This window comes from Pseudomonas sp. SWRI77, assembly GCF_014269105.1.
Lineage (GTDB): Bacteria > Pseudomonadota > Gammaproteobacteria > Pseudomonadales > Pseudomonadaceae > Aquipseudomonas > Aquipseudomonas capeferrum.
In genome coordinates this window covers 1-22,851 of record NZ_JABWRV010000034.1, presented here as the reverse complement: position 1 = coordinate 22,851, position 22,851 = coordinate 1, and the positions used below count along the sequence as shown (strand labels likewise).

19 protein-coding genes are annotated in these 22,851 nt (G+C 60.3%); 2 read left to right on the top strand and 17 right to left on the bottom strand.

Annotated features, from left to right (window positions below; all coding sequences use genetic code 11):
• Nucleotides 1–4: 4 nt before the first annotated feature.
• From HU766_RS24060 to HU766_RS24025, 8 genes are all read right to left on the bottom strand, one after another.
• Nucleotides 5–343, bottom strand: coding sequence for a hypothetical protein (locus tag HU766_RS24060; RefSeq protein WP_186661260.1), 339 nt, complete (start codon nucleotides 341–343; stop codon nucleotides 5–7).
• Between the two features lie 248 nt (nucleotides 344–591).
• Nucleotides 592–1,827, bottom strand: a complete 1,236-nt coding sequence (gene glcF / locus HU766_RS24055) for a glycolate oxidase subunit GlcF (protein WP_186661258.1) — start codon at nucleotides 1,825–1,827, stop codon at nucleotides 592–594.
• A 9-nt stretch (nucleotides 1,828–1,836) separates the two neighbouring features.
• Nucleotides 1,837–2,889: a glycolate oxidase subunit GlcE gene (glcE, locus tag HU766_RS24050; RefSeq protein WP_186661256.1), complete on the bottom strand. Its 1,053-nt coding sequence runs from the start codon at nucleotides 2,887–2,889 to the stop codon at nucleotides 1,837–1,839.
• A complete protein-coding gene (gene glcD / locus HU766_RS24045) occupies nucleotides 2,889–4,388 on the bottom strand; it encodes a glycolate oxidase subunit GlcD (RefSeq protein ID WP_186661253.1) in 1,500 nt (499 codons plus the stop codon). The genes glcE and glcD overlap by 1 nt, the downstream gene beginning before the upstream one ends.
• A 147-nt stretch (nucleotides 4,389–4,535) precedes the next feature.
• Complete coding sequence (locus HU766_RS24040) at nucleotides 4,536–4,853, bottom strand: DUF2388 domain-containing protein (protein WP_012271811.1); 318 nt, start codon at nucleotides 4,851–4,853, stop codon at nucleotides 4,536–4,538.
• Between the two features lie 118 nt (nucleotides 4,854–4,971).
• The gene (locus HU766_RS24035; protein WP_186661251.1) at nucleotides 4,972–6,423 is read right to left on the bottom strand and encodes an aldehyde dehydrogenase family protein; all 1,452 of its coding nucleotides are present in this window, start codon (nucleotides 6,421–6,423) and stop codon (nucleotides 4,972–4,974) included.
• Nucleotides 6,420–7,388, bottom strand: a complete 969-nt coding sequence (locus HU766_RS24030) for an NAD(P)-dependent oxidoreductase (protein WP_047580973.1) — start codon at nucleotides 7,386–7,388, stop codon at nucleotides 6,420–6,422. The genes HU766_RS24035 and HU766_RS24030 overlap by 4 nt, the downstream gene beginning before the upstream one ends.
• Before the next feature lie 10 nt (nucleotides 7,389–7,398).
• Entirely contained in the window at nucleotides 7,399–8,790 is a 1,392-nt protein-coding gene (locus HU766_RS24025) for an FAD-binding oxidoreductase (RefSeq protein ID WP_186661248.1), read from the bottom strand.
• Between the two features lie 286 nt (nucleotides 8,791–9,076).
• Between HU766_RS24025 and HU766_RS24020 the strand changes: the two genes are divergently transcribed.
• Nucleotides 9,077–10,138, top strand: a complete 1,062-nt coding sequence (locus tag HU766_RS24020) for a GlxA family transcriptional regulator (protein WP_186661246.1) — start codon at nucleotides 9,077–9,079, stop codon at nucleotides 10,136–10,138.
• 106 nt (nucleotides 10,139–10,244) lie between these two features.
• Here HU766_RS24020 and HU766_RS24015 read toward each other — a convergent pair whose 3' ends face one another.
• The 5 genes from HU766_RS24015 to tnpB form a co-directional block, all read right to left on the bottom strand.
• A complete protein-coding gene (locus HU766_RS24015; protein WP_186661243.1) occupies nucleotides 10,245–10,595 on the bottom strand; it encodes a cupin domain-containing protein in 351 nt (116 codons plus the stop codon).
• Nucleotides 10,596–10,607: 12 nt separating this feature from the next.
• Nucleotides 10,608–11,987: an MFS transporter gene (locus HU766_RS24010; RefSeq protein ID WP_186661241.1), complete on the bottom strand. Its 1,380-nt coding sequence runs from the start codon at nucleotides 11,985–11,987 to the stop codon at nucleotides 10,608–10,610.
• Between the two features lie 344 nt (nucleotides 11,988–12,331).
• Nucleotides 12,332–12,691 (bottom strand): DUF6429 family protein, encoded by a 360-nt coding sequence (locus HU766_RS24005; RefSeq protein ID WP_346656725.1) that lies wholly within the window; start codon nucleotides 12,689–12,691, stop codon nucleotides 12,332–12,334.
• On the bottom strand, nucleotides 12,661–14,193 hold the full coding sequence (locus HU766_RS24000; protein WP_186661238.1) for an IS66 family transposase: 1,533 nt from the start codon (nucleotides 14,191–14,193) through the stop codon (nucleotides 12,661–12,663). Before HU766_RS24000 ends, HU766_RS24005 begins: the two co-directional genes overlap by 31 nt.
• Nucleotides 14,194–14,211: 18 nt before the next feature.
• Complete coding sequence (gene tnpB / locus HU766_RS23995; RefSeq protein WP_238338682.1) at nucleotides 14,212–14,571, bottom strand: IS66 family insertion sequence element accessory protein TnpB; 360 nt, start codon at nucleotides 14,569–14,571, stop codon at nucleotides 14,212–14,214.
• Nucleotides 14,572–14,918: 347 nt separating this feature from the next.
• On the opposite strand from tnpB, the gene ltrA reads away from it, so the two are divergent.
• Nucleotides 14,919–16,511: a group II intron reverse transcriptase/maturase gene (gene ltrA / locus HU766_RS23990; protein WP_186661235.1), complete on the top strand. Its 1,593-nt coding sequence runs from the start codon at nucleotides 14,919–14,921 to the stop codon at nucleotides 16,509–16,511.
• A 130-nt stretch (nucleotides 16,512–16,641) separates the two neighbouring features.
• Here ltrA and HU766_RS23985 read toward each other — a convergent pair whose 3' ends face one another.
• From HU766_RS23985 to tssI, 4 genes are all read right to left on the bottom strand, one after another.
• The gene (locus HU766_RS23985) at nucleotides 16,642–16,893 is read right to left on the bottom strand and encodes a hypothetical protein (protein WP_186661301.1); all 252 of its coding nucleotides are present in this window, start codon (nucleotides 16,891–16,893) and stop codon (nucleotides 16,642–16,644) included.
• Between the two features lie 4 nt (nucleotides 16,894–16,897).
• Nucleotides 16,898–21,481 (bottom strand): RHS repeat-associated core domain-containing protein, encoded by a 4,584-nt coding sequence (locus HU766_RS23980; RefSeq protein WP_238338680.1) that lies wholly within the window; start codon nucleotides 21,479–21,481, stop codon nucleotides 16,898–16,900.
• A gap of 52 nt (nucleotides 21,482–21,533) precedes the next feature.
• Nucleotides 21,534–21,965: a DcrB-related protein gene (locus HU766_RS23975; protein ID WP_186661233.1), complete on the bottom strand. Its 432-nt coding sequence runs from the start codon at nucleotides 21,963–21,965 to the stop codon at nucleotides 21,534–21,536.
• Nucleotides 21,966–22,013: 48 nt separating this feature from the next.
• Nucleotides 22,014–22,851: type VI secretion system tip protein TssI/VgrG (gene tssI / locus HU766_RS23970; protein ID WP_186661231.1), on the bottom strand; the 838-nt coding region annotated here is incomplete at its 5' end.

Sequence of the window (22,851 nt, the reverse complement as noted above, 5' to 3'; positions counted from 1 at the left end):
CGCTTTACAAGCGTGCCGCACTCACGGTGATGTAGCCCTTGTCGGACAGTGCTATGCGTATTACCGTCTCATCGGTTGGCGCCTTGTGCTTGTGCTTGATACGCACCCCGTCAACCGCAACAGCCTGCATTCTGTGGGTAATGGCACGCCCACTGGCGTCGAAGAAGACCTCGCTGGCCAGCAGCTCGATGCGTTCGATCAACTCACGGGTGCGCTCGTCGGTGGCGCAGAAAAACAGCACCCCCGACAGGTGCGGGTCATCGTCCGGGTTGCTTATTTCGTGGGCGATCAATTCACGCAGGGCGCTGCGTAGTTCGGCGGTGGTGCGGTTCTGTGGGTGCATGCGCAGCCTCCTCTGGATCGAGAATGCTGATCATGTTTTTACTGGCGGAAAGCCACAAGTAAGCCGATTCCGAATAGCTTGTAAGAAAGGTCTGAGTTGGCCAATGGGCAGGCTCTGCCTGTGCGCTGTAGCCTGCCTTTTGGTGCACCTAGATCCAGGCCTGAATCAGTTGCAGATCGCGCTGAAGGCTTGGTCACTTCTCCTTGCCGCTATCCCCTGCTGTCCAATCAGCAGCGATCACGGGCTTGCTATGCCTGGTTGTTCTCCGGGTTCAAGGCCGCATCGACGACTTCGATCCAGTGCCTTACTGGTGTGCGCCCGGCCCCGTCGAGTTGGGTTTGGCAGCCAATGTTGGCGGTGACGATAATAGACGGCATGCCGCTTTCCAAGGCGTCGAGGCGGTTGTCGCGCAATTGCCGTGACAGCTCAGGTTGGGTCAACGAGTAGGTTCCGGCCGAGCCGCAGCACAAATGACCGTCCGGCACCGGGGTGAGGGTGAAGCCCAGCCGTGTCAGCAGGCTTTCCACTGCTCCGCTGAGCTTGAGGGCGTGTTGCAGGGTGCAGGGGCAATGGAAGGCCAGGCGTTGTTCGGCGCACAGGCCAAGTTGCTCGACCGGCTCTTCACGCAGCACTTCCACCAGGTCACGGGACAGGGCGCTGACCCGTGCAGCCTTGGCGGCGTACTGCGTGTCCTTCTCCAGCAGGTGGGCATAATCGCGCACAAATGCGCCGCAGCCGCTTGCCGTCTGCACGATGGCTTCGGCACCTGCCTCGATGGCCGGCCACCAAGCGTCGATATTGCGCCGGGCGCGCTGCAAACCCTGGGCCTGGGCGTTGAGGTGGTAATCCACCGCGCCACAGCAACCGGCCTCGCGGATCGGTTCGACGCTGATGCCGAGGCGGTCCAGCAGGCGTGCGGCGGCGGCGTTGGTATTGGGCGACAGTGCAGGCTGCACGCACCCTTCGAGCAACAGCACCCGGCGCGCATGGCGCGGCGCCGGTCTTTGTCCGGGTGCGGCGACCTGGGCCGGCAACTTGCTTTTGAGTAGCGCCGGCAACAGCGGGCGCAGCGCCTGGCCGGTGAAGCTCAGGGCCTTGAACAGTGCGGGGCGCGGCACCACGGTCCGTAGGGCCTGGCGCAGCAGGCGCTGGCCAAGCGGGCGCGGTACTTGTTGTTCGACCACGGCGCGGCCAATGTCCAGCAAGTCGTGGTACTTCACGCCGGAAGGGCAGGTGGTTTCGCAGTTGCGGCAGCTCAGGCAGCGGTCCAGGTGCAGTTGCGTGCTGGTGGTGACCGGCGCGCCTTCGAGCACCTGCTTGATCAGGTAGATGCGCCCGCGTGGCCCGTCCAGTTCGTCGCCGAGCAACTGGTAGGTGGGGCAGGTGGCCGTACAGAACCCACAGTGCACGCAGCTGCGCAGAATGCTTTCGGCCTCTTCGGCGCGGGCCAGGCGTTTGGCGGCTTCGCTCAGATTGGTTTGCATGGCAGGGCCTCATAAGTCCGGGTACAGGCGGCCAGGGTTGAAAATGCCCTGGGGGTCGAGCTGTTGCTTGAGTGCCCGGTGGTAGCGCAATAGGGCCGCAGGCAGTGGTGCGCTGCTGTCCTCACCCGGCGCGTAGCCGGTGACATGGCCGCCGACCTGGGCGACGGCGGCACGAAGCGACTGGGCCGATGCGCTCGACTTCAGCCAGCGCTGCGCACCGCCCCAGTCGATGAGCTGGCGCCCAGGCAAGTTCAGCGCCCCGCTGGCGATGGGCACGGACAACCGCCACAACGGCGCCGGGTCGTCGAAAAAGGCCAGGCGTTGTTCGCGCAGGTCGTGCCAGAACCCGCTGTCGAGCTCGTCGCCCCCCAGGCGTTGGCGTGCCGACTGCACCGAGCCTTCACCGCCTTCCAGGCGCAGGTAAAGTGCCTCGCCGTCATGGCAGGCGGCGCTGATCGGCAGCGGCTGCTGGCCCCATTCGGCCAGTGCCGCGAGCGCCTGCTGGCGGCCCATCGGCAGGCACAGGCTCAGGCATTGGCGCGGCCGCGGCAATACCTTCAGCGACACCTCGGTGAGCAGGCCAAGGCACCCGAAACTGCCGGCCATCAGCCGCGAAACGTCGTACCCCGCAACATTCTTCATCACCTCGCCCCCAAAGCGCAGCAGCTTGCCGTGGCCGGTGATGACACGAGTGCCGAGCACGTAATCGCGCACCGCCCCGGCCCATGGCCGCCGTGGCCCGGACAAGCCCGCAGCGACTACGCCGCCGAGGGTGGCTTCGGCGCCCAGGTGTGGGGGTTCGCAGGGCAGCATCTGGCCGGCTTCGTGCAGCGCCGCCTCGATCTCCAGCAGCGGCGTGCCAGCGCGTGCGGTAATCACCAGCTCGGTCGGGTCATAGCTGACGATGCCGCGATGGTTGCGGGTATCGACGAGCTCCCCGGTCACCGGGCGGCCCAGCATGGCCTTGCTGTTGCCGCCCTGGATACGCAGCGCGGTGCCCAGCCTCAGTGCCTGGTTGACCTGGTCCAGCAGGGCCTGGCTCATGTCGCGGTCCTTGCTCATCAGAAGCGCTCCAGCTCGGGGAAGGGCAGCTGCCCGTGGTGCACGTGCAGCGCGCCGAACTCGGCGCAGCGGTGCAGGGTAGGGATGTTCTTGCCCGGGTTGAGCAAACCCTGCGGATCGAAAGCGGCCTTGACCGCGTGGAACAGGGTGATTTCGTCGCGGTTGAACTGCGCGCACATCTGGTTGATCTTCTCTCGCCCGACGCCGTGCTCGCCGGTGATGCTGCCGCCCACGGCCACGCACAGTTCGAGGATCTTGCCGCCGATGGCCTCGGCGCGTTCCAGTTCGCCTGGGCGGTTGGCATCGAACAGGATCAACGGGTGCATGTTGCCGTCGCCGGCATGAAACACGTTGGCCACACGCAGGCCGTACTGCTCGGAGAGTTCGCTGATGCCCTTGAGCACCCGGGGCAGCTCGCGGCGGGGGATGGTGCCGTCCATGCAGTAGTAGTCCGGCGAGATGCGCCCCACCGCCGGGAACGCGTTCTTGCGCCCGGCCCAGAAGCGCGCGCGTTCAGCCTCGTCGCAGGCCAGCCGCACCTCGCGGGCGCCTGCCTGGGTCAGCACCGCTGCGACCCGCTGGCAGTCGTCATGCACGTCTGCCTCGACACCATCAAGCTCGCACAGCAGGATCGCCGCCGCGTCCACCGGGTAGCCGGCGTGGATGAAGTCCTCGGCGGCGCGAATCGCCAGGTTGTCCATCATCTCCAGCCCGCCAGGGATGATCCCGGCGGCGATGATCTCGGCCACGGCCCTGCCTGCATCCTCCACGCAGTCGAAACTGGCCAGCAGCACCCGCGCCACCTGGGGCTTGGGCAGCAGCTTGACGGTCACCTCGGTGATGATGCCGAGCATGCCTTCGGAGCCGGTGAACAGTGCCAGCAGGTCGAAACCGGGGCTGTCGAGGGCGTCGCTGCCGAGCGTCAGGCGTTCGCCCTCGACCGTGAGCATCTCCACTTTGAGCAGGTTGTGCACGGTCAAACCGTACTTCAGGCAATGCACGCCGCCGGCATTTTCCGCCACATTGCCGCCGATGGTGCAGGCAATCTGTGATGAGGGATCGGGGGCGTAGTACAGGCCATGGGGCGCTGCAGCCTGGGAGATGGCCAGGTTGCGTACCCCGGGCTGAACACGGGCGAAGCGGCCCTGGGCGTTGATTTCGAGAATGCGATTGAAGCGCGCCATCACCAGCAGAATGCCTTTGGCAAGTGGCAAGGCGCCGCCAGAGAGACCGGTGCCGGCACCGCGCGCCACCACCGGCACACCGCGCTGGTGGCACAGTTGCAGCAAGGTCTGCACTTGCTCCAGACGCTCGGGCAGCACCACCAGCAGCGGCATTGTGCGGTAGGCCGAGAGGCCGTCGCATTCATAGGGTTTGAGGTCTTCCGCGCGGTGCAGAATCGCCAGGCCCGGCAACGCTTGATGCAGGGCCTGCAGCAGGGCGGGCAGGTCCACGGCAGGCAGCGCCCCATCGACCCGCTCGTCGTAGAGGATGGTCATCAGCTCACTCGGCGGCAATTGTTATTGTTGCTGGAAGCCTATCATCCCTTCAGCCGACTGCGAGCAATGTGAGAACTGTTGCCGCACAAACCCGCACCTACACACGCTGCGAAAGGGGTAGGGGCGGGTTTGCTCAGGGCGGTGTTATCAATGGTCGGCGACAGGGTCGTCCTGCGAGAGTATGGCGCGGGCCAGTTCTTCATCATTGGCCTGCAGGCCGGGATGGTCCTTGCGCGCCTGTTCCAGCGCCGACTCCACATAGGCGCCGCGGATCGCACCACCGCTGGCGACGAACGCAGACAGCTCGTCACGGGCCGGGATGATCCGTTTGTCGTCCTTGAAGGTCGAATACAACGAAGCGGAAACACCGGCCGAGGTGGCCACGTCGCCCGCGTCGACGCGGGCCAAGGCAGCACCGGCAGGCAGCAGGAGCAGCAGCGCGGGGGCGAGGAATAGGTGGCGCATAGCGTATTCTCCAGTAGCGTGAAGCCCAAGGAAATAAACCACTCAGTGTTTAAGAGCGCCTCAACGTGCGAGTAGTTCAATTCCTGGGTTGCCGCCGCATGGCGCCACCAAGCGCCGGTTACGCCAATTGGTAAGTGGTCTTCACCCGGGTAAAAAACTGCCGCGCATGGGTCCCTTGCTCCCGCGAGCCCAGGCTCGAAGCGCCGTTGCCGCCAAACGGCACGTGATAATCCACCCCCGCCGTGGGCAGGTTGACCATCACCATCCCCGCTGAACTGTGCCGTTTGAAATGCTCGGCGTGGCGCAGCGAAGTGGTCACGATCCCGGCTGAAAGGCCAAATGCAGTGTCCTCGGCAGCCGCAAACGCCGCGTCGTAATCACTCACCTTGAGCACACTCAGCACCGGCCCGAAGATCTCCTCGCGGTAGATGCGCATCTGCGGCGTGACCTCGGTGAACAGGGCGGGGGTGAACAGGTAGGCCCCGGCCTGGTTGTCGATACGCTCCCCACCACACACCAGCTTCGCGCCCTGCTCAAGGCCAGAGGCCACGTACGACAGGTTCTGCTCCAACTGCCGGCTATCGACCACGGGGCCGATGTCGGTAGCCGCTTGCAACGCATCGCCCACCTTCAGCGCGCGGGTGCGCTCCGCCAGGCGCGCCACGAAGGCGTCATGAATACCTTCGGTGACGATGACCCGAGAACTGGCCGTGCAGCGCTGGCCGGTGCTGAAGAACGAGCCGTTCAGTGCCACCTCCACCGCCTGTTCAAGGTCCGCATCGTCCAGCACGATCAACGGGTTTTTGCCCCCCATCTCCAGTTGCACTTTCTTCATGCCTTCGGCGGCCAGCCTGGCGATCTGCCGGCCGGTGTGCTCGGAACCTGTGAAGCTGATGCCATCAACCAGCGGCGAGCGGATCAGGGTGTCGCCCACGCTGCGCCCTGGCCCGATCAGCAGGTTGAACACCCCGGCGGGCAAGCCGGCCCGCGAGATGATCTCGGCCAGCGCCCAGGCCGAGGAGGGCACCCGTTCGGCCGGCTTGAACACCACGCAGTTACCGAAACACAGCGCCGGGGCGATCTTCCACGCCGGGATGGCGATCGGGAAGTTCCACGGGGCGATGATGGCGACCACGCCCAGTGGCTGGGTGAACACATCGATGCCCACGTCCTGGCGCACCGATGGGTACTTTTCGCCTTCGGCGCGCAGGGCTTCCTGGGCGTAGAACTTGAACGAACGGCCGGCCCGGTCGACTTCGCCCAGTGCCTCACGCAGCACCTTGCCTTCCTCGCGGGCCAGCAGCGTGGCCAGTTCTTCGCGGCGGGCAAGTATTTCTGTGCCAATGAAGTCCAGTGCGTCGGCGCGTTGCTGCGGGTTGCTGCGGGCCCAGGCGGGCGCCGCGCGGCGGGCAGCCAGCAGGGCCCGCTCGGTCAGCGCCTGGTCGGCCCGCACGAAACGCTCGACCACCTCGCTGGGGTTGGACGGGTTGCGGTTTTCCAGCACATCATTGCTGCTGTCCAGCGCGACGAAGGCGCCATCGACATAGTTGCTCTTGGTGACCAGGGTCATGCGCTTCGGATCCTTTTTGCGTTGGCTTGGCGGGCGACGAAAGCGCTGATGTTGTCCACGGCGCTGTCCATCAACTGCTGCATGGCATCTTCACTGCTCCAGGCGATGTGCGGGTTGAGCAAGAAGTCGTCGCGGTCGATCAGCTGGAACAGCGGGTTGCTCGGGTGCAGCGGCTCCTGCTCGACCACATCCAGTGCCACGCCGCCCAGGCGGCCTGCCTGCAGCGCCTGGATCAGCGCAGCCTCATTGACCACGCCGCCACGGCCGGTATTGACTACCACGGCATCGGGCTTCATCAGCGCCAACTGCGCGGCATCGATCAGGTTGTAGGTGGCCGGCGTCAGTGGGCAGTTGATCGACAGCACGTCGCAGCTGCGCAGCAATTCGGCCAACGGTCGGCAGTCCGGGCCCTGGCGCTTGCCGCCGCGGTCTTCGAACAGCACCTGCATGCCGAAGGCTCGCGCCAGGTGCGCCAGGCGCAGGGCGATCGGGCCGCTGCCGATGATCGCCAACTGCTTGTCGCGCACATCGCGGATGCGGTGGTTGAAGTAGATGTTCTGGTACGGTTTCTCGCCGGCATGCACCTGGCGCATCAGCCGGGTGAACGCGGCCGGGCGGCGGAACAGTTCGAGGATCATCGCCAGGCTGTGCTCGGCCACGGTGTTGGCGGCATAGCCCGGCACGCTGGCGACCTCGATGCCATGGGCGTCGCAGTAATCGACGTCGACGATATCGCGGCCAGTGAGGGCCAGCGAGATCATCTTCAGCTTCGGCAACTGGCGCAGGTGTTCCTCACGCAGTGGCACGCTGCAGGTGAAGGCGATGGTCGCGTCCTGCAGGTGGTCGAGCATCTGCTCGGGGCAGGTGTAGGCAAACTGCTGCCAGGTGTGCGCGCAGTCGGGGCGCTTGAGGCGGGTGGAGGGCGCCAGGCCCTCGTCGTCGAGCAGTACGATATGTTCGCTCACGGTCCGTTCCTTATTTTTTCTGGGCTGGCACGTAGCCGGCCGGGGCCATGGCCACCAGGCGGCGGGTGACGAAACCGGCATCCTGATCATGGTCTTCGAGGGTTTCCTTGCGAACCAGGGCGTCACGCACCAGGTGCGCGCCGAAGAAGCGCAACGGCTCTGGCGGCAACATTTTCATCTTCTGGTTGACCAGGCCACAGTTGGCCCATTCGTCATTGGCGTGCTCGACCAGCGACTTGATGATGCGGCTGGCAAACACGGTGGTCGCCACGCCGTTGCCGGAAAAACCAATGCCGTAGCTGATGTTCTGGTGGTGGTCGAGGTAGCCGAAGTTCGGCAAGCCCTTCATGGCCCGGTCGATGGGGCCGGTCCAGCTGCTGACCACTGGCACATCTTGCAGTTGTGGGTACAGGCGGCGCAGTTCGGCTGCGACCTTGTCGGCCGCCGGCGAGGGTTTTTCATACAGGTTGCCAATGCGCCCGGCGTAGGCGAACTGGCCCAGTGGCTTGCCGAACACCACGCGCCCATCGGGGGTGTTGCGCCAGTAGTTGAGTACGGTGCGCGAGTCGGTCATGCATTCGCCGCCACTGAAGCCGATGGCATCGAGCTTGGCCTTGACCGGTGCCGTCGCCACCATGTCGCTGGACATGATCGCGATCATCCGGCGCAGCTCCGGGAACTGCGCGCCCCAGGCGTTGAGTGCCAGCACCACCTGTTTGGCTTTTACCTGGCCCTTGGCAGTGTGCACCACGGGGTTGGCACCGCGCTGCAGGTGGGTGAACGGTGACTTCTCGAATATCTGCACGCCCAGTTTCAGCGCCACCCGGCGCAGGCCACGGGCGAGCATGGCGGGCTGCACGGTGGCGGCGTTGGGGTCGTAGATGCCGCCCAGCACCAGCGGCGAGCCGACCCGCCCGCGAATGGTCTGGCGGTCCAGTTCCTGGAAGGGGTTGACGTCGAGCTTCTGCAGGCCGTCGGTCAGCACTCGCCACGAATTCATCTGGCGCGGGTTGGTGGCAGTCCACAGCCAGCCGTCCTTGCGGTACTGGGCATCAATCCCGTGTTCCTGGCAGAAGCTGCCGATTTCGTCGATGGCCGACTCGGCGGCCTCGCAGATGCGCCTGGCTTCGGCGTCGCCGCAGATGGTGCGCACCGACAGGTACTTGCCCCACCAGTTGGTGGCAACGCCGCCGTTGCGTCCGCTGGCACCCGAGCCACAGCGGTCACGCTCGACGATGACAATGGTTTGTTCCGGGTGGGCCTGCTTCAGGCGGATAGCCGACCACAAGCCAAGGAAGCCGCCGCCGACGATACACACGTCGGCTTGAATCGAGTCCTGCAGGGCAGGGGCGAGGTCGTTGTCCAGGTCCAGCGCCTGGGCATACCAGAATCCACGGTACATGAGGGGTGCCTCTGAGCATGTTTGTCTTGTGCCTACATGATGCTCAGCGCGGCCAGGGGGCGATATTACAGTCATGACAATTGATAGGAAGTAGGCGTTCGCTCAGCGAGGGACTGGCACCCTTGTCAGAGTAAGGAAGAGCGAGGCCTTGGCGGGGTATCTAGACAGACAACCGTAGCGTCCTGCCTTGTCTGAGATCTTCTATTTATAGTGCTGAATATGATAGGGCGGACGCCGGTGTACGCTTAGAATGGCATTCACTTCGGATGTGATGAGAGCAGCGTCCATGGTCGCCGAACAATACCTACAACAATCGCAGGCCGCCGAAACCGTCTCGCAGATCAAGCCTGAACTGCGGGTCGGTTTCCTCCTTCTCAATCAGTTCACCTTGGTGCCCGTCGCCGGGCTGGTCGATTCGCTGCGCTTCGCCGCCGACAAGTCGTTCCGCAGCCAGCAGGTGTACTGCCAATGGGACTGGATGACCCTCGACGACCAACCGATCACCGCCAGCTGTGGCATGCCCATTTCGCCAACCAAGCCGCTGAACCTGTTTGCCCAGTACGACTACATCGTGCTGGCGGGCGGGCTGTTGAGCGAAACGCGCAACCCGCCAGGCTGGCTGCTTGATGCGCTGTGTGAGGTGCATGCCGCGAACATCCCGATCATTGCCCTGTGTTCGGCGTCGTTCGTGCTGGGCAAGGCAGGCCTGCTCGATGGCCGGCGTTGCGCGTTGCATTTCACCTTGCGCGACGAGTTCAAGGAGCGCTTCCCGCTGTCCACCGCAGTGATCGACAAGAGCTATGTGGATGACCGTGGCATCATCACCTGCCCGGGCGGCACGGCGATCGACCTGGCGGCCAACCTGATCCGCAGGCATTGCGGTGCGGTGCGCGCGCAAAAAGGGCTGGAGTACCTGCTGGTGGACGAGCGCGCCGACCAGCAGGAAGGCCAGGCCGCCAGTGATTCGGTGTACCAGAACGACCGCGTGCAGCGCGCCATTGCCTTCATGCGCGCCAACCTGGATGCATCGATGACGCTCAAGGCCGTGGCCGAGGCGGTGGGCACCCATCCTCGCCAGTTGCATCGCGAGTTCGTCGCCAACACCCAGGAACCACCGGCCAACTATTGGCGCAAGCTGCGCCTGGACCATGCGCGGCGGTTGCTGGTGAATACCAGCCAGAACATCACCACCATTGCCTTGGCGTGCGGGTTTTCCGATGCGTCGCACTTCATCTTGTGGTTCCGCAAGCAGTATGGCGAGACGCCGTACAGCTTCCGCAAGCGGCGCCACGAGGTGGAGCGGTTCGATTGGCATGGGGACAAGGTAGGGCTGGACCCGGAGTTGTAGGGTGTTGCTCAAGCTTTTTTGGGGCCGCTAACGGCCCCAAAATCTCAGTCAGATGCACTGTCAAAACCAGCCAAACCCCTGAGTCTCGATCCGAACTGTCTCACGCCTAGAACAACACGTAAGTCTTGCGCAGGGTCTCGTGGATGTCCCACACGCCTTCGCAGTTCTCCGGGAACAATACCGCGTCGCCCGCCCGCAGCTCGACCGGCTCGCCGCCGTCGGGGGTGAAGGTGCAACTGCCGCTGACGATGTGGCTGAACTCACGGTTTTTCAGGTAGCGGCGGAACACCCCCGCGCTGCTTTCCCAGACGCCGATGCTGGCGCCGACCGCTTCATCGGTCTGCTCCTGCGCCGTGGCGGCCAGGGCAATCGGTTCGCCGATCGGCAGGCGGGCAGGGGCGGGTGCGCCCAAGGGCGAAGCAGCGGCATTGCGTACAACGGTAAGTACTTGAGTCATGGAAGGGCTCCTTCAGGCTTTACGAGCGACAGTTTTGTGGGACGGTGACGGTGCAGCGCTGGTGCTGCCCAGCGCGGCGGCTTGTTGCAGGTCGAGCTTGCTGGTCTCTGGTGCCAGCCACCACGAGATCAGTGCTCCGAACAGCGAGATCAAGGCGGCGGCGAACATGGTGTTGGCAATGCCGTAGGACACCAGCGAGATCGGCACCAGGTAGGTACCCACGGCCGCGCCAACACGCGACAGCGAAGTGGCCAGGCCCACGGCGGAGGCGCGGATTTCGGTGGGGAACAGTTCGTTGGGGTAGACGTATTCCAGCACCTGAGCACCGCCAATCAGCACCGCGTAGGCACCAAACAGCACCAGCACGGTGGTGGGTGATGCATCGGGGAACAGGCCCAGCAGCAACAGCGACATGCCCGACCAGAGGAAGCTGTGGATCAGCATCTTGCGCCGCCCCAGGCGGTTGATCAGCTTGGTGGCCACCAGGCAGCCCAGGGTGAACAGCAAGGTGATGGCGATCGAGCCATAGGCCGCCCAGTCACCGGTGAGTTTCAGCGCCTGCAGCACTTTCGGGGCGAACGCGTAGATGGCGAACAGCGGCACGATGGCGCACGTCCAGAACAGCGTGACGAAGGCCATGCGCTTGCCGTAGCCGGAGTGGAACAGCGACCACACCGACACGGGTTTGTCGCTGACTTGCTCCGGCAGGTCGGCAATGGAGTAGTCCGGGCCATAAACCCGCTTGATCACTGCATCCGCCTCGGCAGTGCGGCCTTTGCTCAGCAGCCAGCGTGGTGATTCCGGCGTGCCGCTACGGGCAATCAGGAACAAGGCACCCGGCACCAACGCACTGGCCAGTACCCAGCGCCAGCCGTCGTCGCCGCCGACACGCAGCAACAGCTCGCCGACCATGTAGGCAGTGGCGGCCCCGGCGAACCACATCAGCACCATCGCGGCCAGCAGCGGCCCGCGTTGCTTGCGTGGCAGGAACTCGGCCAGCAGCGAGGTGGCGATGGGGTAGTCGGCGCCCACCGCGATACCGATCAACAGCCGCCAGGCAAACAGCGCCCAGGCCGACTCCACCCAGAACTGCGCCACCGAAAACCCGACAATGGCGATCAGGTCGACCAGGTACAGCACCTTGCGCCCGTACTTGTCGGTAAACCACCCCCCCAGGAACCCGCCAAGGAACACCCCGATCAGCGCCGAGGCAGCAATCAGCCCCTCCCAGAAGGCGGACAGTTGCAGGGCATTGGTGATCTGCAGCATGGCCACGCCGATGATGCTCAGCACATAGCCGTCGAGGAACGGCCCGCCAGCGGAATAGACCGTCAGCTTGCGGTGGAACGCATTGAGTGGCGCATCTTCGACGGAGCGTTTCGATACGGACATTGGACTTACCTCTTGTTGTTATTCGACGCAGTAGCGCCGCCGCACTATCGCACTGGGCCGCAGAGGTTCCATATAACGGTTGGGACGGGTCATGGCATGCCCTTGCCGGGTGGCTTGGCACCTCCGTAACGGGACTTATTGAATTTCGTTGGCGCGCAGGATGGTGGCCACGCCTGTGCGGGTGTCCAGCCCAGTGGTGACGGGGTAGGGTGCGGGTGGCGATGCCGCTGCCTATGGGCGCTATACAGACTCGGGGGGCCACTGGCCTTGTTAGTGGGCCATTACGGTGTCAGCCATGTGTAAGCGATCCACAAACCCCACCTGTGTTATGAAGTGGGAATAAGTCAGGTATTCGAGTCGGGCACCTGCCCCGCTTGCGTCCTTAACCCGAACAATCGGTCGGCTATCTGTCGACCTCGCTCCAGACCTTCCTCCGTCAACCAGATGGATTTATTTTTGTTAACTGGATCACTGATCAAACCCTGGTCATGCAGTCGATTCATGATTTCGAAGTCGAACCCTTTCCACGCATTACCCTTGTCCGAGCTGTAGGCTGCCAACAGGGCGAGTACTGCGTCTTCGATCAGTCTTTCGTCGTATTCCATGGTCGTTACTCCGCTTTGTTCTTCAAACGCTCCGATAATCGCCATCATTCCCAAGATAGCTGACTTCCTCAGCCAAGCGATGCCGGTATACAGTTCCACGGCAGCAGGCCTTCGTAATCCTCCACTGAGGACGCCTGCGGCAGGCGTTCCAGTGCGTGGCGCAGCCACGCATAGGGCTCTTGGCCGTTGGCTTTGGCAGTTTCGACCAGGCTGTAAAGCTGGGCGCTGGCGGTGGTACCTTTGGGCGTGTCACTGAAGAGCCAGTTCTTTCTACCGATGACAAACGGGCGAATGGCGCGCTCTGCAGCGTTGTTGTCGATCGGCAAGTAGCCATGTTCGACGTAGCGTTCCAACTTGCTCCAATTGCTGGCCAAGTAGCCGATAGCTTTGCCCAAGGCATTCTGCGTTGTGACCTGCGGTTGCGTTTTCTCGATCCATCTTTTCAGCTGAGTCAGCAATGGCAGACTGCGCTCCACGCGGGCAGCCTTACGAACTTCATCGCTGCTCTCCTTCAAGTCGCGCTCGACGCCATAGAGCTTGTTGATCAGGTTCAGCGCGATGTCAGCGCGTCCGGTCTTGCCCTTGGGCTGTACTTTTTGTGCCTCGACGAACTTGCGCCGCGCATGTGCCCAGCAGCCTAGGCGCTCAACGCCATCCTGCGCTCCGAGGGCGTTGTAGCCAGCATAATCATCGGTCATCACATAGCCGCGATACCCATCCAACAGGCGAGTCGGTACCTCCTGCGCTCGGCTGGTGGAGTAGTCGAAAATGATGACTGGCTTATCGTGTGGGCCGCCAGTTTGCACCCACATCCAGGACTGGCTACTTGGCCCGCGGTCAGGCTCTTTCAAGACCTGTACCCGGGTTTCATCGCAATGAATGATGCGGCTATTCAACAGGCTGTCGCGCATCAGGTTCAGCAGCGGCTGAAAGTGCTCGCCGCACTGGATGACCCAACGTGCCAGGGTTTGACGCGAGATATCGATGCCGTGGCGTCCGAGCACTTTTTCAAAACGATGAAGTGGCAGGCCGTCCACGTATTTGGTGGTCAATAACATCGCCAGCACGCTTGGGCTGGCCATGCTTTTTTCGATCATCTGGGCGGGCTTATCTGCGGTCACCGGTGCTGACTCACAGCCGCGGCAGCCGTACACCTTGCGGATATGCTTGATGACCCGGATCTGCATTGGGACGATTTCGAGTTGCTCGCTGACTTCTTCGCCAATGGCGTGCTTGCGGCAGCCGCACGCACACGTCAACTCGTGTTCAGGGAGTTCATGAATGACCTCGACACGCGGCAGATCGCTGGGCAGTGGCTTGCGTTTGCCGCGGCGCTTGCTCGGTGCAACAACTTCTTCATCCGAAGCCTCGTCGGCCGGCTCTGCCAGGCTTTCTGCTTCGTCAAAGAGAGGGAGTTGGGGCGTAGCCGAATCGTTGGTCTGCTCTGTCTTACGGCCGAATAACCGCTGGCGGAGCAGCGCCACCTCTTCTTCCAGATGAACGATTTTGCCCTTATCAGACGCGCGCTCATTGATCATTTGCTCAAGCAGTTGCTTGAGCAAAACCGGATCGTCAGGGAGGGTGTCGGGCATGGAAATCATGCCACGGATTATACCGAATCAGGCAACGTAGCGAGGTGTCAAAACTTGGTGCGGACGATTGCGCCAGAGGTCGAAACCGTCGAGCAGCCAATTGAGTTCCTGGACGGTCAGGATAATGGCCTCGTCGGTGGGGTCAGGCGATGTTTTGAAGCGTTCCGAGTCGAGACGCTTGAGCCAAAGACAGAAGCCGTTTCGCTCCCAGTACAGGATCTTCACGCGGTTTCGCGTTTTGTTGAGAAACACGAAGAGTACGGGGTCGAACACCGCCACTTTGATGTCCAATTCGACCAGCGCGGCCAGACCGTCAATGGACTTTCGAAAGTCGACTGGCTTGGGATAGAGGAAGACTTTTTCGACTTTGGCGTCGGGACGCATCATGGCGTGCGGGCTCCAGAAAGAAATCGGGAGCACAGCATCGGGGATCAGCTAAGCGCTTTGAATGTGGGGTTCATGGAGCGCTTAGTGCGCCAGCCAAGCTGGCAGTTGATAAAGGGTGAAAGTCCCTACGAGAGAAGTTATGGCGAAACACCTCGACCCCGAGTCATGCGTTGTGCACCGTGAGGTGTACGGCGAAGCGTTGACAGGGGAAACCAGCAGGCCAGCCATTGAGCCGCGAAATCATGAGTCCAGGGCGCCGACGCTGTTATGCGAAGCGGAAGGCCACAGTGTGCATGACGATAATCGCAAGCCATGTTTCACGCCCTGCGCGGTCGTAGACCCTGAGCATGCTGGGAAGTCAACTGTACGGAAGCTGGGAGATCTCATCCGTGTCTGGTCGTGACAAGCCAGACGGGGCAGGAAAGGTCACAAGCCAAAAGCCTGCCGCCTACGCGGATGAGAAGTCGGATAACTCCGTAGTACCTGAGAAGTCGTCGAACAATGGGTTTTGCTCAGCGGAGACGATGGAGGAAAGGGAGTTAGCCAAGGGGAACAGCGAACAGCCTTCCGCGCCCCGGACGCAGAGCCGGACAAGTGCGTTGTCAGGGTTGCTCGCTGTACGTCAAGCAGCTCGGCGAGATCGCCGGGTAAAGTTCACGAGCTTGCTGCACCACGTAACGGTCGAGCTATTGCACGAGAGTTTCTACAATCTCAAGCGAGACGCGGCCAGTGGTGTGGATGGTCTATCGTGGCGAGAGTACGAGCAAGGTCTGCTCACAAAGCTGACAGTCTTACACGACAAAGTGCACAGGGGCCGCTATCGCGCCCAGCCTGTCCGGCGGGTGTTTATCCCAAAGGCAGATGGTAGCGAGCGCCCGCTGGGTGTAACCGCATTGGAAGACAAGATTGTCCAGACCGCAGTCGTGCAAGTGCTCAACGCAATTTATGAGCAGAACTTTCTGGGACTCTCGTATGGTTTTCGCCCAGGTCGAGGGCAACACGATGCATTGGATGCGTTATCGGTAGGAATACAGAACTCGCGTGTTCGTTGGATATTGGACGTGGATATTCGAGCGTTCTTTGACACCATCGATCACGAATGGATGATGTGCTTCCTGCAACACCGAATTGCGGATAGGCGAATGTTAGCGCTAATAGCTCGATGGTTGCGCACAGGTGTTCTCGAAAATGGAAAGCGCACTCCTGCGAAGCAGGGCACGCCGCAAGGTGCGCCCATTTCACCGTTGCTTGCCAACATCTACCTGCACTACGTGACGGACTTGTGGATCAGGCAATGGCGCGAGCGTACTGCACGAGGTCAGATGATTGCTGTGCGATACGCAGACGACAGTGTGCTTGGATTTGAAAAGCATGAAGATGCATGGAGTTTTCGCCAGGCGTTGGAGGCTCGACTAGCCCAGTTCAACCTGACACTGCATCCAGAGAAAACACGTTTGCTACGGTTTGGCTGGTTCGCGATCGAAGATCGCAAGAAGCGTGGGGAAGGAAAACCGGAAACTTTCGATTTTCTCGGGTTCACGCATATCTGTGACAAAACCAAGAACGGGATGTTTGTGGTTAGACGCGTGACCATCGCCAAGCGTATGAGAACGACAATCAGGGAGATACGGGCGCAATTACACAAGCGCAGACATGAGCCCGTCCCGGTAATCGGACAATGGTTGAGCCGTCTGTTTAAAGGCTACTGCAACTACTATCACGTACCCGGTAATACACGGCGACTGGATGCCTTTCGCCGTGAAGTGATAGGCGCGTGGAGACATGCTCTTAAACGGCGAAGTCAGCGGCACCGTCTGAACTGGGAACGCATGGCTACCTTGGCCCGGCTATTCATACCCTATCCAAGAGAGCTACCAATGCATCCGCATCCCATAACCCGCTTCGGCGTCAAAACCCAAGGCAGGAGCCGTATGCGGTAGTTCTGCACGTACGGATCTGTGCGGGGGGTGGCAGGTGACTGCCATTCCTACCGCGACCGACGTTGCTGGCTCAGGTCAGCGGCTGAAGGTAAAAAGCCGGAAGAATCGTAGAGATCGCTTCCGGCTTTTATTATTGACTCTCGATTTCAGTTATCCAGTGGCGAAGATCATCATCCGTATATAAAAAATCTCGATCTGAAGAAGGTAAATCAACAGCTCCTAGCAATTTTAGATATTTTAAAACTACGGGATCTTCCAGCCTTAATGAGTCATCATCAAATATATTAAATGCCCATTCGGAAATATCGTCTCTCTTTGCATTACCTGCTAATATGTCTGATATTTTATGAATTATATCAATACGTTGAAGTTGAGTGCTCAAAGCGCTATCTCCTTCCTTTATAACTACCATCAATATCAAATATATGATGGTTCTTTTCATGGGTAACGGGCTTTGGAGCCACGCTTCTTATATTTCCAGTATGGTCTATTGTTTCATACCATGTACGTTTATTGCCGGTAGAAGGATCCCATTCTCTAACTAATCTGGCACCTTTCATTTCGCCTGGATTTCGAGACGGTTTAATTTCGTCATAAAAACGGTAACGACCATTCTGTAATTCTCTTACGCCGCCAGAACCATATTTTTCATGCTGAGTATAATAATCTTTAAGCTTCTGGTGGTCCGCTGCGTTGTGAGCACTATCATCGTTGTGAGCACTATCATCTTTCCCAGGCGAACATTTAGTAAGACCCAGCGGGTCGATCCAGTTCAGCGGATTCGGTGCGTACTGGTAAAGGTTTAATCCGCCGTTTAGCCCTATCGGATCAATTTGAATGAAACAACCTATGTCAGGATCGTAATATCTAAATGTGTTGTAGTGCAGCTCCGTCTCTTGGTCGAGATACTGTCCTTGGTGCCGTAAGTTCTGCTCACGCTCTTGCCGTTGAGTACGCCACTCATCCCGTGTGGTGCCCCAGCCGTGATAATTGCTGCACCAGAGTGTATGACCCTGTTGATCCGTCAACTGTTCGGGCAGTCCGGCCAGATTGGTGTGGAAATACTGTATGTCTTCCTGACCCGGTTTCCCGTCTATCCGTGCCAGCGGATCATAGCTGTTCGGGCTCGTATAGACATACAGGCTGGGCAGCCCGCTCTGAACTTCCTGCAGCAAGCGCAATCCCTGCCAGTGAAACAGCGTCCGGTATATCGGCTCGGCTTCGCCTGGCTTGTAGATCGCCTTGCTGATCCGTCGTCCCAGCGGGTCGTAGCCGAACACAATGCGCTCGATCTCACCATACCGCTCCTGCTCTACGCACACCAGCCTCCGTTCGGCGTCATACTCGAAGCGCTGAACCCGATGGCTACCGATTCGCTTCTCGCACAAGCGGCCAAAGCGGTCGTAGCGGTAGCGCTTGTCCTGGTAAACCAGTACACGGTTGTGCTTGATGAATCCATTGAGCTTGGGCCCGTCAAACAGATTACCGGCCTTGTCGTACTTGAAATCCTCTACCTGTGAAGCCTGCCAATCGGGACGGTAGTGCTGGACGGTTTGAAGTTGTTCGTTGGGATCGTAGCCATATCGATTGCTGCCCGAATAGCTTCTGCCTGTGTGGGGCAGGCTGTGGAATCGGCCAATTATTTTTTCGAGGTCGGCATGCTCATCGTTTGCAGCGCTGGACATGCCTTTGCGCTGGGTCTGAGTCAGCACTTCGGCGATGAGGTTGTCGCCTGCGTCATATCGATAGGTCTTGTCCAATAGTGGTAGGACTTCAGCTGCGGCATCTCGATAGTGGATTGCCTTGCCACTCAAGCGCCCGCTTTTGTCATAGCGTGTGCGTGTGATCAGGTTGCCTTGGGTGCGCATGACTTCGTCATGCACGGCATCACGCTCAAAGTCGCTGATGACCCGGCCGTCCAGGTTGATCTGGTGCAGGTGCCCACTGCCGTAGTAGAGGTAATTGAGATTGCGTTGATCGGGGAGGGTGAGCGTCTGCAGGTTGCCCAACTCGTCGTAGCGGTACTGCAACAGCCCGGCGCTGTTAGTTTCGCTCAACAGTTGCCCTGCGGGGTCGTAGGTGTATTCAAGCTGCTGTTTTTCACCCTGATTATTGGTGAAGGTGATGGACAACAGATTGTCGGCGGTGTCGTAGCTGTAGTCGGTGATGCCATCCTCGGTGCGCTTGCTCAGCAGGCGGCCGACTGCATCGCGTTCGAAATCGTGGCGAATCGGCGTTGTCCGCGTTGCTGGGGCGTTCTCGGACAATGGTGCTTGTTCATGGGGAGAGGGTACGTGAGTAAGGCTGGTGACCCCATCCAACACGTCGTATTCATAAATGCGACCACTGCCATCCAGGTCTTCCTGCGCAATCAGGCGGTCAAGCTTGTCCCAGCCAAAGCGATATGATTCGTTGTTTTCGTTGGTGAGCTGTAGCAGTCGGCCATAGGCGTCATAGCGAAATCTGACGCTATGACCCATGGCGTCCAGGCGCTCGACCATGCGCCCACTGAGGTCGTAGCGAAATTGCAGGTTTTTTTGCGCAGGGTCGATGTAGCGCGTCAACTGGCCAGCAGTATCGACTTCGTAGCGGTCAATACGACCATCGGGCCTTTCGCTTTCTATCAGGTAGCCACGAGCGTCATATCGGAAGCGGGTGTGCTCACCGCGCGCGTTAATGCTTTCGCTCAAGCGACCCTGCAAGTCGTAGTGGTAAAGCGTCTGGTTGTTGCTGCAGTCGCGATAGCTGAGCAACTGGCCACGGGTGTTCCAACTTAGGTGCTTGGCTTTTTCGAGGGCATCGGTGACGCGGGTAACGCGACCTTCCGGGTTGTATTGATAGTGGGTGCTGCGGCCCAGTGGATCCTGCTCCCATAGCAGATTGCCATGAACATCGTATCCGTAGCGTCGGGTACGCCCGGCTCCGTCGGTGACCTGAACGGGTAGCGCCCAGTGGCGCAGATAGCTGATGCGTTCGCTTCGCCCAAGGGGATCGCGCGTTTCGATCAGACGGCCGATATCGTCATAGCTGTATTGCCACTCGCCGCCCTGTGGATCAGTTCGTTTGATCAACTGCCCAGCGATGATCTCTGCTTGCCAGCAGTTCCCCAGTGCGTCGACATGCTTGTAAACGTCGTACAGTGGGCCCCAGAGATAACGGTCCGTGCGTCCCAGTCCGTCTGTTACGAGGGTTTCGCCTTCTTCGAGGTTGTACTTGAACCTGTATTCCTCACCATCGCTACCCCAGTGGCGAACGACCCGCCATTCGTGGTCAGGTTGTGGCTCAAGCAAAGGTGGCAGGCGATAGGGTGTGCCATCTGCTCTTACAGGCAAAGGGCGTTTTTCAGGAATGGTGTAGCACTCCCACTCGTACTCGCGAACGGCGCCGCTAGCCAATTGGTGGCGCTTCAGATAGCCCTCTTCGGTATAGCTGAAGCGGCGCACCACCTGACCTGTCGCATCCTGGACTTCCTGCAGCTGCCCTCTGTCGGTATAGCTGTAGCTGACCAGTAGCTCGTTCCGCTCGATAGCGGGGGCACCGTTGTTCGACAGGAAGATCCGCGAGACCTTGGATACACGATTTGTATGCGCAGCCTCATAGTGAAGTTGGACAACCGTTTGGCCGTACTTGTCATAGAGCGCTTGCAGGCGACCTTGTTTGTCGTAAAGCACATCAACGTAGTTGAGATTGCGGTCGCCCAGCCTGATGAGTCTTGAATGGCTGGGCTGGTGAGGGTCGATATCAAAGACTTTGTAGCGCCCCTCGTAAATGTCCTCGACAACTGTTTGGCCATCCTCCAGCTGGAAGAAAGCCAAGCCATCCAGGACACTGACAAAGGCATCGCCGGCCTTCATGCGGCCTAGTTCCAGCCGTTTACCTTCATCATCGATGTAGACCAACAGCTCGCCACCCTCAGGATGGGGGACTCGGACAAGTTCCACCTCATAAGGAACGCTCCAGCCCTTGCCAAACAAGCCGCCATTGCGTGTGTCCCTGCTATCGTAGCGGCGAGCCCATTCGATACCGAGCAGGCCAGGGAGGCTGAAGTCAGTGTCTTCGGGACCGTCCTGGAATTTGCTGCCCGTGGCTACAGCAACAGGGTTGCCAGCCTTGCAGCCTTTAATACGCCCAAATCGTCGTGAAATGAGTATGCCTGCGATGATCCCCGTAAACATCGCAATCTTGCTCTTGCCATTGCGAATATCCCGTACCGTTGCTGTGCCGCCACCAATGCGCACATTCGGTGAGACATTTTCGTTTACATCGATCTTGGCATCACAGGTGGTTTTGTCACCCGAGCGCGCTGCAGGTTGACTGTCGATGAAGACCTTGTCCGACCCTTGTGCAATATAGGTTTTGGGCATGGGCGGGTGGCGACTGCAGGAGATCTGATCCTTGCTTCTGTCTTGCGCGCCAGCGTCCTTTGAGGTGGTGACGGGTGGATAGAAGATATCGCGGATCGCCATGCCTAAACCCACAAACGGGACTAGGTACGGCACCGCTGCCATGGCCATGGAACCCACGTTCTCAAGAATTGTGGGTTCGACCTGCTCGGCATCGGCCGCTCCTCCGCCAGGTGGCCCAGTGATTCCAGCAGCCCGCGCAGCGGGCTTACTGTTGATCAATACCTTATCTGATCCGCTCTCGATCTTTCCGAAGGGCGTGGGTCCTTGCACGCTGTTACCTAGATCGTCGCAAAAACTGGAGATGGCATCGCCGATAGATTGGTTGTCATCAACGGAGAGAGTGCTCAACGCACCGATCGCCGCCCCTGCGACGATACCGATGACGATGCCTCCTGTGCCGGCAGTGGCGACAGTGCCCAACACAGCCAGGCTTATTGCGGCAGCGGCTGCTGCGGTAGCGGCAGCATAGATGACCGCCTCGGCGACCGCACTGACCACTTCGGCAAGCAGGGAGGGATGAAGTATTTCGTCGCCCATGCGGGCGGCGTGAACGATCTGCGCCATGGGTTGTTAGCTCCAAGCGATGGGTTAGATGTCGTTTGCGCAGGCGAGGGCCTTAATTGAATCGAAGCTTTTGCTTTATTGCGCGCCAGTGCTCAATGTCATCGGTGCTCAGTGGGCCTGGCTTGCTGTAATTCAGCACTAACAGGCGGTGCTGACCTGGGATCAGGCAGGCTACTTGGAGCTGGAACTGAGTCTTGTCACCCACCATGAATTCAATGGCCATCTCGCGAGCTTCAATCGGGTGTTCATCAGTACCCAAATGCGCGATCTTTGCAGGCGTGATGGCTATTGCCTTGGACTTTTCACGCAGTATTCGTAGCTGGTCGTCGATGGCCTCGTCCAACGTTTTGTCATTGGCGACAGGGCTGCGGGCCATCACCAATGTGGTGTCTCGGGCACGAAAGCGCAGCATGTTGAGCGTCAGGTCTTCAGGTGCTTCCTCGCCTAGATTGAGGATCATGTCGTGAGTCAGGTATTCCGTCATTGTGGGAGTCCTTTCAGGAGGTCTTTACGTACGGGCAAGTGCAAGCAGCTACTTGAAGTGCCCATCCACATCGGCTTTCAGTGCACTGCTATCGCGTCCATCCGCTGCGGCACCTGCCACTCCCCCGTCAGGGTTGAGGTCGAGCTTCGCTGCGGGCGTGTTGATCTGTCCGGTCTGTTGCCCGGTGAGGTTGAAGGTCTCGCAGGTGATATTGAGCGTGCCGTTGGCCTGCATCTCGATCAGTGTCTTGCCGCACTTGAGGCGCAGGGTGTTGCCTGCTTCGATCTCGTAGTCGCCGGCGATGAGGTCGTTTTTGCCGCCGCCGACTTTCAAGGTGTCATTGGCTTTCACCACGCGCAGGCGATTGCGGCCGATGGCAATGGACTCGTCCTGGCCAATGCTCTGGGTCCGATCAACACCGACGGTGAGAGACTGGTTGTTGTTGACCTGGGTGTTCTGGTCCTTCTGGGCGTGGACGAACACTTCTTCCTTGCCCAGCTCATCCTCGAAACGCAACTCGTTGAACCCATCCCCCTTGTGGGTCTGGCTCTTGATGGTCATGCGGGTCTTGTGGTCGGGCAGGTCGTAGGGCGGCAGCTGATCACCGCAATAGGTGCGCCCGGTGATCATCGGCTGGTCGGGATCACCATTGACGTACTGGATGATCACGTCCTGGCCGATCCGCGGGATTGCCATCGCGCCCCAGCTACCTCCCGCCCAGGCTTGTGAAACCCTCACCCAGCAGGAACTGAACTCGTTGTTCTGGCTTTCGCGATCCCAGGGGAAGCTGACTTTGACCCGGCCCCACTGGTCGCAATAGATTTCTTCGCCAGGCGGGCCGACCACAGTGGCCATGTGTGGCCCATCGACATGGGGTTTGGCCAAC

Excerpts from the sequence above, each read along its gene's own strand:
- HU766_RS24060 (WP_186661260.1), bottom strand. The coding sequence starts at position 343 with ATGCACCCACAGAACCGCACCACCGCCGAACTACGCAGCGCCCTGCGT.
- ltrA (WP_186661235.1), top strand. The coding sequence starts at position 14,919 with ATGCTGGGAAGTCAACTGTACGGAAGCTGGGAGATCTCATCCGTGTCT.
- HU766_RS24015 (WP_186661243.1), bottom strand. The coding sequence starts at position 10,595 with ATGACTCAAGTACTTACCGTTGTACGCAATGCCGCTGCTTCGCCCTTG.
- HU766_RS24035 (WP_186661251.1), bottom strand. The coding sequence starts at position 6,423 with ATGACCCTGGTCACCAAGAGCAACTATGTCGATGGCGCCTTCGTCGCG.
- glcD (WP_186661253.1), bottom strand. The coding sequence starts at position 4,388 with ATGACCATCCTCTACGACGAGCGGGTCGATGGGGCGCTGCCTGCCGTG.
- glcE (WP_186661256.1), bottom strand. The coding sequence starts at position 2,889 with ATGAGCAAGGACCGCGACATGAGCCAGGCCCTGCTGGACCAGGTCAAC.
- HU766_RS24020 (WP_186661246.1), top strand. The coding sequence starts at position 9,077 with ATGGTCGCCGAACAATACCTACAACAATCGCAGGCCGCCGAAACCGTC.
- HU766_RS23980 (WP_238338680.1), bottom strand. The coding sequence starts at position 21,481 with ATGGCGCAGATCGTTCACGCCGCCCGCATGGGCGACGAAATACTTCAT.
- glcF (WP_186661258.1), bottom strand. The coding sequence starts at position 1,827 with ATGCAAACCAATCTGAGCGAAGCCGCCAAACGCCTGGCCCGCGCCGAA.
- HU766_RS23975 (WP_186661233.1), bottom strand. The coding sequence starts at position 21,965 with ATGACGGAATACCTGACTCACGACATGATCCTCAATCTAGGCGAGGAA.
- tnpB (WP_238338682.1), bottom strand. The coding sequence starts at position 14,571 with ATGATGCGTCCCGACGCCAAAGTCGAAAAAGTCTTCCTCTATCCCAAG.
- HU766_RS24025 (WP_186661248.1), bottom strand. The coding sequence starts at position 8,790 with ATGTACCGTGGATTCTGGTATGCCCAGGCGCTGGACCTGGACAACGAC.
- HU766_RS24010 (WP_186661241.1), bottom strand. The coding sequence starts at position 11,987 with ATGTCCGTATCGAAACGCTCCGTCGAAGATGCGCCACTCAATGCGTTC.
- HU766_RS24000 (WP_186661238.1), bottom strand. The coding sequence starts at position 14,193 with ATGATTTCCATGCCCGACACCCTCCCTGACGATCCGGTTTTGCTCAAG.
- HU766_RS24040 (WP_012271811.1), bottom strand. The coding sequence starts at position 4,853 with ATGCGCCACCTATTCCTCGCCCCCGCGCTGCTGCTCCTGCTGCCTGCC.